Source organism: Streptomyces sp. NPDC058653 (assembly GCF_042716895.1).
Lineage (GTDB): Bacteria > Actinomycetota > Actinomycetes > Streptomycetales > Streptomycetaceae > Streptomyces.
The window spans coordinates 24625-37074 of sequence record NZ_JBHXRM010000026.1 but is presented as its reverse complement, the minus strand read 5'-3'; the positions used below and the strand labels follow the sequence as shown (position 1 = coordinate 37074).

Genomic DNA, 12450 nt, shown 5'->3' with positions numbered 1-12450 from the left:
GCACCCCCACCACGCCTCGCGACCGCCGTCATCCGCGGCGAGTGTGTGGCGGGCCTGGCTCCTGTAGGTGCTGCCGGATGCGCGAATTGCCTTACGGGGGCTCTGGTTGAGGACGGCGGGTCTCCGTCGCGGGACGGGGTGGGGGCCAGGGCCCTCGTTCGGATCAGCCTCGCAAGATCCGGACGAGGGACCCTAACTCGCGCTCAGCGCGGTCACCAGTGCGTCCAAGCCGTCGAACCGGCCGTCGAAGACGTCCTCGCCCGTCGGTGAGTCCCCTATCGGTCGGTGGACGTACGCCGTCCGCATGCCGCTCGCCCGCGCGCCCCGCAGATCCCAGGCATGGGCCGCCACCATGAGTACGCGCTCCGGTGGGCATCCGGCGGTGTCGATGGCGAGCCGGTAGACCTCCGGCGCCGGTTTGTAGGCCTGGGCGGCTTCGCCGGAGAGGGCTTGATGCCAGCGCAGCCCGGCGTGTGCGCTCAGACGCAGGAGGGCGGTGCGGCCGGCGTTGGAGAGCCCGAGTACCGGGAACCGCTGCGCGAGTCGTTCGAGACCGGCTGCCGAGTCGTTCCAGGGCGGCAGACGCTGCCCCGCCGTCGCCAGCCGTGCGAGGGCCGCCGGATCCGTGAGTCCGGCGTGCTCGGCCACCCGTCGGGCGGCCTCCGCGTCGATGGTCCCGCTGTTCGCGTACGGGCGCAGGCCCTGCGCGATGCGTCGCTGTTCGGCTTCGACGTGGCGTTGCCAGAGAACGAGCAGTTCATCGACGGCCGCGTCGGCTGCCTCGGGCAGTGCCGCGCGGATCTCGGTACGGAGCCCGGACGGTTCGTCGACGAGTGTGCCGAGGACGTCGAAGACGACGACGTCGATGTCACGGATCTCGGGCATACGGTCTCCTCGCTGGTGGCCGACTTGCTGGTGGTCGACGTGCTCGTGGTCGACCTGCCGATGGTCGACGTCACTGGTTCAGCAGGTGACGACCTTGCCACCGGCCTCGTCACCGGTCAAGATGGTGACGTGGATTTCGCGTACGTGAGCGGCGACCCGGCCCTCGATCTGGCGGGCACGGTGGTCTCGCGCCGGGACCTGCCCCTCGACGGTCTGGGCGCGCCGGGAGACCTTGAGCGATGGGTCGCCGAATGTGAGGGGCTCCCGGACCGCGTAACCGCCGACCACGCGACCTTCCTGTCCGCGCTGTCACTGCGTGAGGCGGTCTATCGACTCGCCCTCGACCGCCTGCTCGACCGGCCCTTCGACCCGGACAGCCTCAGGATCGTCAACGGCACGGCGGCCGGGCCGGTGCCGACGATCAGCCTCGGCGATGACGGTCTGCGTATGTCGGGGAGCCTCGGCGAGGTCCTCTCCCACATAGCCAGAGGGGCGGTAGCCGTGCTTTCTGACCCTGACGCCCATCTCAAGGAGTGCGGTCGTCCCACCTGCACCCGCGTCTATCTCGACCGCTCACGCGGCGCCCGCCGCACCTGGTGCGGGATGGACGAGTGCGGCAACCGGGTCAAGGCGGCGGCCTACCGAGCCCGCAGACGCGCGTCGACGACGGCAAACGGCCACGACCCAACCGCCTGACGGCCAACGGGGGTTCGACCAGGGCCCGGCCGGACATCCCCGCTACGGTCCCAACCTCGTGGAACGGCGGCTTCTCGTAGCGGACGCCACCCCGGCTCAGGAGCGAAGGAACGCCGACAAGCCCGCCATGAGCCGTTCGACGTCGTCCGCGCTGTTGTACGGGGACAGGCCCACGCGCAGGCCGCCGTCGTCTCCCAGGCCGAGACGGCGGGACGCTTCGAGCGCGTAGAACGATCCCGCCGGCGCGTGGACCTGCGAGCGGGCGAGGAAGTGGTAGGCGTCCGACGCGCCGCGGTCGTTGAAGGTGAGCAGCATCGTGGGTGTTCGCAGCGCGGCGCGTGAGTGCCGTGTCACGCCGTCGAGTTGGGACAGTCCCTCTTCCATGCGCGCGCACAGCGCCCTCTCGTGGAGCTCGATCGACGCGAAGGCGGACCGGAGGCGCTCGCGCCGGTCCCCCGCCGTCGCGGAGGCGAGAGCGGCGATGAAGTCCACCGCAGCGCGGGTGCCCGCGAGGGACTCGTACGGCAGGGTGCCGAGTTCGAACCGCTCCGGTACGGCGTCGGTCGACGGCGCCAGTTTGTCCGGTCGCAGGGTTTCCAGCAGGCGGGGCGAGGCGGCCAGGACACCGTGGTGGGGGCCGAAGAACTTGTACGGCGAGCAGACGAAGAGATCCGCGCCGAGCGCCTCGACATCCACGAAGGCGTGCGCGGCGAGGTGCACCCCGTCGACGTACAGCAGCGCGCCCGCGCGGTGGGTGAGCTCGGCGATGGCGGCCACGTCCGGACGGGTCCCGATCAGGTTTGACGCGGCGGTCACCGCGACCAGCCGTGTGCGGTCGGTCAGCAGGGCGCCGACGGACGCGGGCGGCAGTTCACCCGTGGCCGGATCGAAGTCCGCCCAGCGCACCACGGCACCGGCCCGGTCGGCGGCCTGTATCCAGGGGCGGATGTTGGAGTCGTGGTCGAGCCGGCTCACCACCACCTCGTCGCCCGGCGCCCAACTCCGGGCCAGCACACGGGAGAAGTCGTACGTGAGCTGGGTGGCGCTGCGCCCGACGACGATCCCCGTCTCCGGCGCGCCCAGCAGGTCGGCCATCGCCCGCCAGAAATCGCGGACGATCGTCTCGGCGTTGATCTCGCCCGGCGCGACGGACCCTCTGACCGACAGGGGACTGCTCAGCGCGTCGGTGATGGCCTCGATCACCGGCGTGGGCATCTGCGTGCCGCCGGGGCCGTCGAAGCGCGCGATTCCCGCTCGCAGGCCGGGAAACAGGGCACGCACCGCGTCGATGTCGTACGTCACGAATCCCTCACCGCTCCTGGTCCCGGCACGCACTCCGGCCGCTCCGGGCTCGCGCTCGTGGCCGATCATCGCAGACGCCTCCGACATCGGCTCTCCCAGCTCTGGGGGCATCTGGCACCGACGCATGCGGCTCGTGGGGCCGGGCTCCGGACTCAAAGGTCCGGGGTCCGGGGTCCGGGGTCCGGGGTCCGCCAACTTACGGCGCCAGCCCCACTCCGTAGAAGGTCTCCGCGTTGCCCCGCCAGAACGCCTCCGCCTCCGTGGGCGACAGCTCGGCCACGAGGTGGTCCGTGAAGTCCACGACGTCCGGGTATTCGAGACGCTGCCGGGAGACGGGCCAGTCGCTGCCGAACATCACGTGGTCCGTCCCGAACGTCTCGAAGAGGAAGTCGACGTACGGCTGGAAGTCGTTGGTGTGCCAGACCGGGCCGACCTCCGTGAGCATGCCGGAGAGCTTGCAGTAGGTGGCGGGGCGTTGGGCGCAGCGGGCCATCCACGTACGCCACGGTTCGTCCTCGTCCCACCGGTAGTGCGGCTTGGAGAGGTGGTCGATCACGACGGGCAGTTCCGGAACGGCGTCGATGGCCTCGCAGAGGGCCGGCAGGTGTTTGGGGCGCGTGAGTGCCTCGAAGCGGCGGCCGAGGTTGCTCAGCGTGCCGAGGCTGGTGCGGACCTCCGGCCTGATCACCCATCTCGGGTCCTGGATGTCGTGGATCATCGGCCGGACGGCGAGCAGGTTGGGGTCGGCGGCGAGGTCTTCGAGTGTGTCGGCCGCGTCCGGACTGGCGAGGTCCGCCCATCCCGTCACGCCGAGTACGAACGGGGTGGTCCGGGCGATGTCGAGAAGCGCCTGGGTCTCCTCGGGATTCGCGGCCGCCTGGACGGCGACGGTGCCGCGTACGTCCGTGGCCCTGACGTGCGGTTCCAGACGTTCGGGAGAGTGGTCCTCGCGCAGCACGCCGTCGGGGGGCATCCACGGGAAGTGGCCGCGCGCGATCTGGTCGAGGCTCCAGAAGTGCTGGTGGGCGTCGAGCCTGGAGGTGACGGCCGGCCGGTCCTGGGTGCTGGCTGCCATGACGGGCCGCCCTTTCGTTCACGTCGTTGTCCGCTCGTGGCGGACGGTCGGCGGTTTCCGCGAGGCCCGCTCCCCCGGCCCGGGGCCGCCGCCCCCTGTCCCCCGGTCAGCTCATTGCTCGTACGACTCGACCTCGGAGACAGGGCGCGGTTCGACCTGCTGCGGGTCCTCGCCGGCGTCCGCCCCCGCCCTCCGCCGCCGTAGCAGGTCCCAGCACTGGTCCAGCCGCTCCTCCAGCACCTGGAGTCGCGCGCGTTCATCGGGGGCGAGCCCCTTGCCGGGGGACTGTTCACGGAGGTGGCGTTCCTCCGCGACCAGCGTGTCGATCGTCCGCAGTATGTCGTCGGCCATCACAACCTCCGTCGGTCTCCGGCGCCGGAAGCCCGGACGGGCCGCCGCGCGGCCCGCCGGTGTCCGCCGCCGCTCACAGCATCTCCAGCGGGACCGGGCCCCTGGCGGGCGGGAAAGCCTGGTCGAGGTCCGCCAGTTCGTCATCGGTCAGGGTGAGTGCGAGCGCGGCGTGGTTCTCGCGTACGTGCTCCGTTCGGCCGGCCCTGAGGACCGCGATCACATCGCTCCGGCGGAGAACCCAGGCGAGGGCGATCTGCGCCGGCGTGACCCCGCGGCGCTCCGCCACGGTTTCGAGGGCCGGGGCCGTCAGCAGCCGTCCCTGCTCGACCGGTGAGTAGACGGTGAACGGGACTCCGCTGCCCTCCCATCCGGGCAGGAGGTCGTACTCGATACCGCGCCGGGTGAGGTTGTAGAGGACCTGGTTGGTCGCCATCGCGTCGGCGCCGGGCACCTCCGCGAGATCCCGCAGGTCGGCGGGGTCGAAGTTGCTGACTCCCCAGTGGCGGATCTTGCCCGCGCGCAGCAGTTCCTCGAAGGCGGCGATGGTCTCCTCCAGCGGCACGGAGCCGCGCCAGTGCAGCAGGAAGAGGTCGATGCGGTCGGTACGCAGGCGCTTCAGGCTGCGCTCACAGGCGTTGACGGTGTCCGCCCGGCTCGCGTTGTAGGGCAGCACCTTGGTGACCAGGAAAGCCTCGTCGCGGCGGCCGACGAGGGTCTCGCCCACCAGTTCCTCCGCAGCGCCCTGGCCGTACATCTCGGCGGTGTCGACCAGCGTCAGTCCCAGCTCGAGTCCCAGCAGCAGGGACTCCTTCTCACTGGCGCGGCGCGTCGGGTCCTGTGCCCAGCCCCAGGTGCCCTGCCCCAGCACGGGGACGGGTTCTCCCGAGGGGAGCTGGACGGTGCGGACGTCCGGTGTCGGTCCCATCTGGGGCCCCTCCTCTCGGTCGAGCCGTTCCGGTCCCCGCCGACTGCCCTCGCATCCCGGACCCCGCCTCCGCCGTCGGCGGGATGGTCATCTTTCAGCCACGCGGACCGTTCGTCGTCCCGTACCCCTTCAAGGCTCTCACCAGGAAGCCCCCTGTCAACCGCGGCGGGCACCGGCCGGCGCCCGTGGATCCGTCGGGTGGGGTGTCCGGTCGGGTCCGGCCGCGGCCGGAATGGGGTAGGCCGAGACACAACCTTCCGGGCGGGAGGTCCCTTGCACCACGCAGTGGTCTAGACCTAGCGTGTGCCACTTGCGGCACGTCCGTTCCGTACAGAGGACCGATCCTGTGATCGACATCGTTGTTGTGCTCCGCGCCGAAGACGCCGTACTCGACTTCCTGTCCGTTCTCGCCGACGGAGAGGCCGCCCTCGTCCTCGCCGATCACGGCCGGACTCTCGCCTTCCCCGCCGAGCGGAGTGCCGCCGAGCGGCTCGCCGACATCGCCCGGCACGTACGTCCGGCCGACGACGGAGCCGGTTCGCCCGGTCCCGTGGCGCTCGCGGAGCTCGTACGCGGCGCCGTAAGCGCGGCCGGCGGTGACCGCGACGCACGCCTATGGACCCACTCGCCGGCGGACAACCGGCGGAGCCGGGGCAAGGTCGGCCGCGACACGGCGATCCGCTGCGCGGACCGCGATGTGCGGCACGCCGTCGGCTACTCCCCGTTCCTCCAGGTCGTGAGCGACTTCGACCGCTCGCTGGACCGCGAACTGATAGCCACCAAGCTCGACTTCGTCAACCGGGCCTGCGAGCACCTGCTCTCCGCCGATTCGGCGGAGTACGTGGTCCAGACACCCCGTATCCCCGCCACCGAGCGCTTCTTCCACGCCGACGCCGATGAGCGCGAACGGCTCTTCGCCCTGCTGGCGAGCCTGGACGACGAGGCCGCGTCCATCGCGGATCCCTGGGAGTTCGGCAGTTCCCCGTACGAGAAGGACCGGCTGGACGCCACGGCCGCCTGGGTATTGGGGCACCGCGCCGAGACCGGCGAGTCGCTCGTCGAAGTGGGCGCGTGCGAGGGCGCCCTGACACACCGTCTGGTGGCGGCCGGCGGCCACGTGCACGCCACGGAGCCCAACCCGCTGTTCAGGACGCGGCTCGCGGAGGCGGTGAGGGGCACGGGCAATGTGCGGGTCTCCGCCGCCGACCTCGCGGATCTCACCGGGGAGGGCCACGAGCGCGCGGGAGCCCATCTGCTCATCGAGATGCTCTACTACGGCCAGGACCTCGCCCTGCTGGACCGGCTGCCCACCGACCATGTCTTCGTCGCCCTCGAACCGGACGCGATGGACAGCCGCGTACGGCCCTGGCTCGCGGCGTCCGCGACCTGGCGGGAGGCGGAGAGCGTCCGGCTGGTCCCACCGCGTGTGGAGACCGTCTGCGCGGGCCGCGCCTATCTCATCAAACGCGGCAGCGAGGGCCTCCTGCTCCGGCGCGTCGCCGGCTGAGGGCCGCCATGACGCAGACGGAACCGGCTGCCCCGGCACGTGGCGCGCGCGGGGCCGGGCTCGGCACGGACCTCGTGGGAGCCCCGGCCGGGCCGGCCGAGTCCGACGCGTACGACGTGTGCGTGGGGCTCGGGTACCACTGTGAGTCGACCTACCAGATCCGCCGGATCACCGGGAACGACTCGGCGCACTTCTTCGACTGGCTCGACCTCGACTTCGATGCGGTGGTCGAGACCATCGCGGACGACTTCGCCCACGTACTGCGGCCGGGCATGGTGGAGCCCTTCAGCGACGGGCTCTGCGCGCTCGACCGCGGCTCGGACATCCGGTTCTTCCACAACTTCAGGCCGACCGCCGGGCAGCCCCTCACCCAGGACGACATCGACCGCCAACTCGACGGTGTCCGGGCCAAGTTCGCCGCGCTCGCAAAGCGCTGGCGCGCACTGGCCGAATCTCCCGCCCATGTGCTCTACGTCCACCACGACGCTTTCGACGAATGCGCCGCGAGGGATCTGCGCCGGCTGCGTCATGTGATCGCCACGGCGCACCCCGCTCAGCGGTTCTCGCTGCTGTGGCTGCGCCGTACACCGCCCGCCGACGCCGCTGATCTCCCGCCGGGAATCGCCTGGGGGACGGTGGCGGAGGCCCCCGGCCGCTGGGAGGGCGACGACGCCCAGTGGGACCGGGTGTTCAGCGCCGTACAGATGTCGCCCGAACCTCTTTGGCCCACCCCACACCCGAGGAGACACCCCGCATGACGCCCCCGCACCCCGCCACCGTGATCCTCTCGCCGCACTTCGACGACGCCGTGCTCTCACTGGCGGGGCTCATTCCCCAACTCCCGGCCCCGGTGAGGGTCGTCACGGTGTACGGCGGCGAGCCCGCGTCCCACCACCCCGTCTCCTGGTGGGACAGTGTCTGCGGATTCTCCACCGCGCGGGAGGCGTACCGCGCCCGCCGTGTGGAGGACGAGCGGGCATGCGCTCTCCTCGGCGTCGAGAGCGTGGCCCTGGAGCACCCCGACGGGCCCTACGGGGACGGGACGGAACTCACCGGGATCGACACCTGCCTGGCCGAACTGCCCCTTGAGACCCTGCTGTTGATACCCATGGGCACCAATCAGCGGGACCACGAGAGGGTCCGCGACCGCGCGCTGGCGGTGGCCGCGAAGCTCGGCCGCGCGGTGCCGCTGGTGTACGCGGACCTCCCGTACACCGGGCACTTGGACGAATGGGGATCCGCCTCGGTGGACGAGGCGCTCAGCGTCAGTCATCTGTACGGGCTCGCCTACCAGGACATGACGAGCCGTCACACCCTGCGGGTGGAGCACGACTTCACGCTGACGGACGATCAGTGGTCCCTGAAACGCGACGCGGTGGTCTGTTACGGGTCCCAACTGGCCGCGCTGGCCTCGGACCACGGCATGGTGCTCGCGCGCAACGGGCCGCTGCGTGCCGAGCGCGTCTGGGCGGTGGAGGAGTCGGCCGAGGACATCGGGAACGGCTGACGGAACCGCCGGCGGGGATCGCCGGTTATACCTACGGCTGACGGGAGAGGCCGGCGGGGATCGCCGGTCGTCCTTACGGCTGACGGGAGAGGTCGGCGCGCACAGCCGAGAAGCGCACAAGGGCGACGGGTCGGCCGTCCCGCTACCCGGCGGGTCCGGGACGGGGCGGCCACTCGCAGGGAGAGCCCATCGAGTCGCGGATGACGGTGGAGATCTTTCCGAGCGCGGCGAGCTGGTCCGCGTCGATCGGGTCGAGGACGAGCCGGCGGACGGCCTCCACATGGCCGGGCGCGGTGGCGACGATCTTGGCGTAACCGGCGTCGGTGAGGGTCGCGACCGTCACCCGCCCGTTCTCCGGCGAGGGGCTGCGGCGGACCCAGCCGCGCTTCTCCAGCGTGGACACGGCGTGCGAGAGACGTGACAGGGAGCCGTGGGCGAGGACCGCCAGATCGCTCATGGGCAGAGTGCGCTCCGGCGCCTCGGAGAGGCCCGCCAGGACCAGATAGCCGAAGAAGCTGATCTTGGCGTCACTCTGGAGCTGCGCGTCCAGCGCGCTGACAAGACCGAGGAGCATCCCGCTGAACGGCACCCATGACTCCCGCTCGGCGGCGGAGAGCCACGGCGTGTCGTCTGCCGGGGAGATCTCATCGCTCATGGGACCATCGTAGCCGCTTGACTTGAGACTTCAAGCGTGAGCAGACTGGGCACCGTCGGTTGACATCTCAAGTCAGGAGCACGTCATGGCGTTGAAGATCGCGGTCATTCTGGGCAGCACCCGCCCGGGCCGCAACGGCGAGGCCGTCGCCAAGTGGGCACAGGAGATCGCCTCGCAGCGGAGCGACGCGGAGTTCGAGCTCGTCGACATCGCGGACTTCAAGCTGCCGCACCTGGACGAGGCCATCCCGCCGTCCCTGGGTCAGTACGCGAACGCGCACACCCTCGCGTGGGCCGAGAAGATCGCCTCCTTCGACGGCTATCTCTTCGTCACCCCCGAGTACAACCACTCGACCTCCGGCGCCCTGAAGAACGCCATCGACTTCCTCTACGGCGAGTGGAACAACAAGGCCGCGGCCTTCATCAGCTACGGCAGCGTCGGCGGTACGCGCGCGGTCGAGCACCTGCGCCTGATCATGTCCGAGCTCCAGGTCGCCACCGTGCGGGCGCAGGTCGCGCTCACGCTCGCCACCGACTTCGAGAACTACTCGGTGTTCACGCCCGGTGACCACCAGAAGGCCGCCCTGGACACCACGCTGGACCAGCTCGTGAGCTGGTCGAAGGCGCTCCAGACGGTCCGTACCGCCGCCTGAGCCCCGCAGCCGGCCCAGCCCCGGACCGAGTCCGGCAGACACCCGGTGGTCTGCCGGACTCATCGCCGCCCGCGCTCGTCAGGCGCCCGGCAGCCGGTCCAGGAAGCCGCTCACCGAGCTGATCCGGCCGTCGTCGGCCAGGGTGATCACGTCGAAGCCCGCGGCGGGCGCGGAGCCGTCGGCGCGGGAGACCAGTTCCCAGGTGAAGCGGACCAGACGGTGGTGGGCGTCCGGAGTGCCCGACAGCTTGAAGTCGAACCCCGGGAACTGCTCGTGGGCCCCATGGATGGCCGCCGCGATCTCGGCGTGGCCGCCGACCTCCACCATCGGGTCGGTGTAGGTGCCGTCCTCGGTGAAGGCGGCGGCCACGGCCTTCGCGAGGTCGTCGCCGGTGGCGTTCCAGGCGGCGAAGTAGCGGGTGACAGCGTCGTTCTGAGTGGACACGTGAGTTCCTTCCGTCGTCTGATCACCACTCTTCCGTGGGGTCGCGGGGGCGTCGATTACCCGCGAGGTAATGCCGGTGACGGCGGGCGGGCGTGGTCCGACCACTGGTGTCCCGGTCGCGTGGCTCTACGATCGCGCCATGACGGTCACGTACGAGTGGCGGGGCGACGTGGATGGCGCGGCGCTCGCCGCGCTGCACGCCGAGGGCTTCGGCGGCCCGCCTGCGCCCGCTCCCGACCGGGTGGAACGGCTGCGCCGGCACAGCCTCGGGTGGGTCTGCGCGAGGGAAGCCGGCCACCTCGTGGGTTTCGTCAATGTCGCCTGGGACGGCGGGGTGCACGCCTTTCTCCTGGACACGGTCGTCTCCCGGCGCTGCCGGGGGCGCGGAGTCGGTACGGCGCTGGTCGCGCGGGCGACCGAAGGGGCGCGGGCGGCCGGCTGCGAGTGGCTGCATGTCGACTACGAGGACCCTCTGCACGCCTTCTACGCCGACGCCTGCGGCTTCCGGCCGACCCGCGCGGGGCTGATCCCGCTCTGAACCCCTCTGAAACCCCGCAGCGCCCGGCCCGGAGCCGTACACCCCGGCCAAATCCGTACACCCCGGCTCATCCGGCGCGGCAGCCCGTCAGATCCGGCGCGGCGGCCGGTCAGTAGGACTGGGCCGGGGCCGCGGACCTGCGGCGCTGTGCCGGGTCGGCGACCGAGGGAGGCGTGTAACCGGCGTCCCGTGCCGACAGGTTGGTGCCCGGCGGCACGATCTCGTCGATCCGGTCCAGCACGTCGCGGGTGAGGCGCACCTTGTCGGCCGCCAGCTGGCTCTCCAACTGCTCGTACGTCCGGGGCCCGATGATCGCGGACGTGACCGCGGGGTGTTCGAGGACGAACGCGACCGCCAGTTCCACCAGTGTCAGGCCCGCCTCCTCGGCCAGCAGCGCGAGGCTCTCGGCCGCGTCCAGCTTGGCCGCGTTCTCCTTGGACGTGATGTCGAAGCGCTCGGTCTGCTGCGCCGAGCGGCTGGACGCGGGCTGCGCGACGCCCTTGCGGAAGCGCCCGGACAGCCAGCCTCCCGCCAGCGGACCCCAGGTGAGCACCCCGAGCCCGTAACGCTGTGCCACGGGCAGCGTCTCGCGCTCGATGCCGCGCGCGAGCAGGGAGTACGGGGGCTGCTCCGTCGCCACCCGTTCCCGGCCGCGCCGCTCCGCTATCCACTGCCCCTCGACGATCGCCGACGGCTCGAACGTGGACGTACCGATGTGGCGGATCTTGCCCTGGTGGACGAGATCGCTGAGAGCGCCGAGTGTCTCGTCGAAGTCGGTGTCCGGCTCGGGCCGGTGCACCTGGTAGAGGTCGATCCAGTCGGTGTTCAGCCTGCGCAGGCTGTTCTCGACCTCCTGGATGATCCAACGCCGGGAGTTGCCGCGCTGGTTGGGGCCGTCGCCGAAGGCGCCGTGGAACTTCGTCGCGAGGACGACATCGTCCCGGCGACCGCCGGACAGCGCCTTGCCGACGATGGTCTCCGACTCGCCCGCCGAGTAGACGTCCGCGGTGTCGACGAAGTTGATGCCCGAGTCGAGCGCCCGGTGGATGATCCGGACGCTGTCGTCGTGGTCGGTGTTGCCGCGGGCCCCGAACATCATCGCGCCGAGGCAGAGAGGGCTGACCCTCACACCTGTGCGGCCGAGGTTCCGGTACTCCGTCATCGTGCGCTCCCTGGCAGAAGTCGGTGGCTGAAGCCGATCGATGAAGCGGACCGGCACGATCAGTCTGCCCCGGACCGCCGAACATCCACGAGATCCACGGGGTTGGTAACAAGACTGCCATCTGATGCACGACTGCCACCGCGCCCTTTCTGACCTGCCGGTTAGCGGGTCGGGATGCATGCGGCGGCATCTCTGGTGCGTCGGCGCGGCCGGGCGCCGACGCGACGGCCCCGGAGCATCGTCCGGCCCGCGACCTGTTTTTCACAATCGCGCAATGTAGCGCGCAGTGCGCCACATTCACGACCCGGATCCCCTGTGAGGTCCGGCTCGGCAGCGGTGTACTGGCAGTTGTAGCCGGAGTCCGCCCGCCCCGCGACACCCCGCACGGCGTGTACGGGAGACAGGTCAACGGACCGTTGGAGGCCGCCATGTCGCGCGGGATTCCGGCAGTTGCCGTAGACGCCCCGCCGGTGAATCCGGTGGTCCCTTTCGCGGAGGTGCGTGAATGGTCAGCGAGGTCGACACCGATCCGAAACCGACGGTCGTGCTGGTGGGTGGTCCTCCCGAGCTTGGAACTCTTTTCCAGATACCGGCGGGAGTTCTGATGGATGCGTCGCGGCTCGTCGTCAAGTTCTACGGACAGCATCAGCATTTCGAGCCCACCGGTGAAACCCATCTGATCGACGGCCGACTAGTGCCGGTCTTCTCCTTCACCTACAGCACGGCCATAGCCGAGTAGCGGCGACTGAAG

15 protein-coding genes are annotated in these 12450 nt (G+C 70.8%); 7 read left to right on the top strand and 8 right to left on the bottom strand.

What is annotated here, in order from left to right; translation table 11 throughout:
• Positions 1-192 precede the first annotated feature (192 nt).
• Positions 193-885: a haloacid dehalogenase type II gene (locus ACFWU9_RS22035; RefSeq protein WP_384320904.1), complete on the bottom strand. Its 693-nt coding sequence runs from the start codon at positions 883-885 to the stop codon at positions 193-195.
• Positions 886-900: 15 nt separating this feature from the next.
• On the opposite strand from ACFWU9_RS22035, the gene ACFWU9_RS22030 reads away from it, so the two are divergent.
• On the top strand, positions 901-1581 hold the full coding sequence (locus tag ACFWU9_RS22030; RefSeq protein WP_384320902.1) for a CGNR zinc finger domain-containing protein: 681 nt from the start codon (positions 901-903) through the stop codon (positions 1579-1581).
• 96 nt (positions 1582-1677) lie between these two features.
• On the opposite strand, the gene ACFWU9_RS22025 is transcribed toward ACFWU9_RS22030, so the two are convergent.
• The 4 genes from ACFWU9_RS22025 to ACFWU9_RS22010 form a co-directional block, all read right to left on the bottom strand.
• Positions 1678-2883, bottom strand: coding sequence for a cysteine desulfurase-like protein (locus ACFWU9_RS22025; protein ID WP_384321053.1), 1206 nt, complete (start codon positions 2881-2883; stop codon positions 1678-1680).
• 196 nt (positions 2884-3079) lie between these two features.
• On the bottom strand, positions 3080-3958 hold the full coding sequence (locus ACFWU9_RS22020) for an amidohydrolase family protein (protein WP_384320900.1): 879 nt from the start codon (positions 3956-3958) through the stop codon (positions 3080-3082).
• Positions 3959-4069: 111 nt separating this feature from the next.
• Entirely contained in the window at positions 4070-4309 is a 240-nt protein-coding gene (locus ACFWU9_RS22015; RefSeq protein WP_384320898.1) for a DUF2630 family protein, read from the bottom strand.
• 73 nt (positions 4310-4382) lie between these two features.
• Positions 4383-5234, bottom strand: coding sequence for an aldo/keto reductase (locus ACFWU9_RS22010; RefSeq protein WP_384320896.1), 852 nt, complete (start codon positions 5232-5234; stop codon positions 4383-4385).
• 346 nt (positions 5235-5580) lie between these two features.
• Between ACFWU9_RS22010 and ACFWU9_RS22005 the strand changes: the two genes are divergently transcribed.
• Genes ACFWU9_RS22005 through ACFWU9_RS21995 form a run of 3 tightly spaced genes read left to right on the top strand, consistent with a single transcriptional unit; the run spans position 5581 to position 8248 of the window.
• Complete coding sequence (locus ACFWU9_RS22005) at positions 5581-6741, top strand: hypothetical protein (RefSeq protein ID WP_384320894.1); 1161 nt, start codon at positions 5581-5583, stop codon at positions 6739-6741.
• 8 nt (positions 6742-6749) lie between these two features.
• Positions 6750-7499, top strand: coding sequence for a DUF1796 family putative cysteine peptidase (locus ACFWU9_RS22000; RefSeq protein WP_384320892.1), 750 nt, complete (start codon positions 6750-6752; stop codon positions 7497-7499).
• Positions 7496-8248: a PIG-L deacetylase family protein gene (locus ACFWU9_RS21995; RefSeq protein ID WP_384320890.1), complete on the top strand. Its 753-nt coding sequence runs from the start codon at positions 7496-7498 to the stop codon at positions 8246-8248. The genes ACFWU9_RS22000 and ACFWU9_RS21995 overlap by 4 nt, the downstream gene beginning before the upstream one ends.
• Before the next feature lie 142 nt (positions 8249-8390).
• Here ACFWU9_RS21995 and ACFWU9_RS21990 read toward each other — a convergent pair whose 3' ends face one another.
• Complete coding sequence (locus ACFWU9_RS21990; RefSeq protein WP_384320888.1) at positions 8391-8903, bottom strand: MarR family winged helix-turn-helix transcriptional regulator; 513 nt, start codon at positions 8901-8903, stop codon at positions 8391-8393.
• 85 nt (positions 8904-8988) lie between these two features.
• On the opposite strand from ACFWU9_RS21990, the gene ACFWU9_RS21985 reads away from it, so the two are divergent.
• Positions 8989-9555, top strand: coding sequence for an NADPH-dependent FMN reductase (locus ACFWU9_RS21985; RefSeq protein ID WP_384320886.1), 567 nt, complete (start codon positions 8989-8991; stop codon positions 9553-9555).
• 78 nt (positions 9556-9633) lie between these two features.
• Here the strand turns inward: ACFWU9_RS21985 and ACFWU9_RS21980 are convergent, their stop codons facing one another.
• On the bottom strand, positions 9634-9999 hold the full coding sequence (locus ACFWU9_RS21980) for a nuclear transport factor 2 family protein (protein ID WP_384320884.1): 366 nt from the start codon (positions 9997-9999) through the stop codon (positions 9634-9636).
• 139 nt (positions 10000-10138) lie between these two features.
• On the opposite strand from ACFWU9_RS21980, the gene ACFWU9_RS21975 reads away from it, so the two are divergent.
• Complete coding sequence (locus ACFWU9_RS21975; protein WP_384320882.1) at positions 10139-10537, top strand: GNAT family N-acetyltransferase; 399 nt, start codon at positions 10139-10141, stop codon at positions 10535-10537.
• 109 nt (positions 10538-10646) lie between these two features.
• Here ACFWU9_RS21975 and ACFWU9_RS21970 read toward each other — a convergent pair whose 3' ends face one another.
• The gene (locus tag ACFWU9_RS21970; protein ID WP_384320880.1) at positions 10647-11699 is read right to left on the bottom strand and encodes an aldo/keto reductase; all 1053 of its coding nucleotides are present in this window, start codon (positions 11697-11699) and stop codon (positions 10647-10649) included.
• Between the two features lie 505 nt (positions 11700-12204).
• On the opposite strand from ACFWU9_RS21970, the gene ACFWU9_RS21965 reads away from it, so the two are divergent.
• Positions 12205-12438 carry a DUF5988 family protein gene (locus ACFWU9_RS21965; protein ID WP_384320878.1) on the top strand — a complete coding sequence of 78 codons (234 nt, stop codon included), beginning with the start codon at positions 12205-12207 and terminating at the stop codon, positions 12436-12438.
• The last annotated feature ends 12 nt before the right edge of the window (positions 12439-12450 follow it).

Coding starts and splice junctions, on each gene's coding strand:
- ACFWU9_RS22035 (WP_384320904.1), bottom strand. CDS start 885: ATGCCCGAGATCCGTGACATCGACGTCGTCGTCTTCGACGTCCTCGGC.
- ACFWU9_RS22020 (WP_384320900.1), bottom strand. CDS start 3,958: ATGGCAGCCAGCACCCAGGACCGGCCGGCCGTCACCTCCAGGCTCGAC.
- ACFWU9_RS22015 (WP_384320898.1), bottom strand. CDS start 4,309: ATGGCCGACGACATACTGCGGACGATCGACACGCTGGTCGCGGAGGAA.
- ACFWU9_RS22010 (WP_384320896.1), bottom strand. CDS start 5,234: ATGGGACCGACACCGGACGTCCGCACCGTCCAGCTCCCCTCGGGAGAA.
- ACFWU9_RS22000 (WP_384320892.1), top strand. CDS start 6,750: ATGACGCAGACGGAACCGGCTGCCCCGGCACGTGGCGCGCGCGGGGCC.
- ACFWU9_RS21995 (WP_384320890.1), top strand. CDS start 7,496: ATGACGCCCCCGCACCCCGCCACCGTGATCCTCTCGCCGCACTTCGAC.
- ACFWU9_RS21990 (WP_384320888.1), bottom strand. CDS start 8,903: ATGAGCGATGAGATCTCCCCGGCAGACGACACGCCGTGGCTCTCCGCC.
- ACFWU9_RS21985 (WP_384320886.1), top strand. CDS start 8,989: ATGGCGTTGAAGATCGCGGTCATTCTGGGCAGCACCCGCCCGGGCCGC.
- ACFWU9_RS21975 (WP_384320882.1), top strand. CDS start 10,139: ATGACGGTCACGTACGAGTGGCGGGGCGACGTGGATGGCGCGGCGCTC.
- ACFWU9_RS21970 (WP_384320880.1), bottom strand. CDS start 11,699: ATGACGGAGTACCGGAACCTCGGCCGCACAGGTGTGAGGGTCAGCCCT.
- ACFWU9_RS21965 (WP_384320878.1), top strand. CDS start 12,205: ATGGTCAGCGAGGTCGACACCGATCCGAAACCGACGGTCGTGCTGGTG.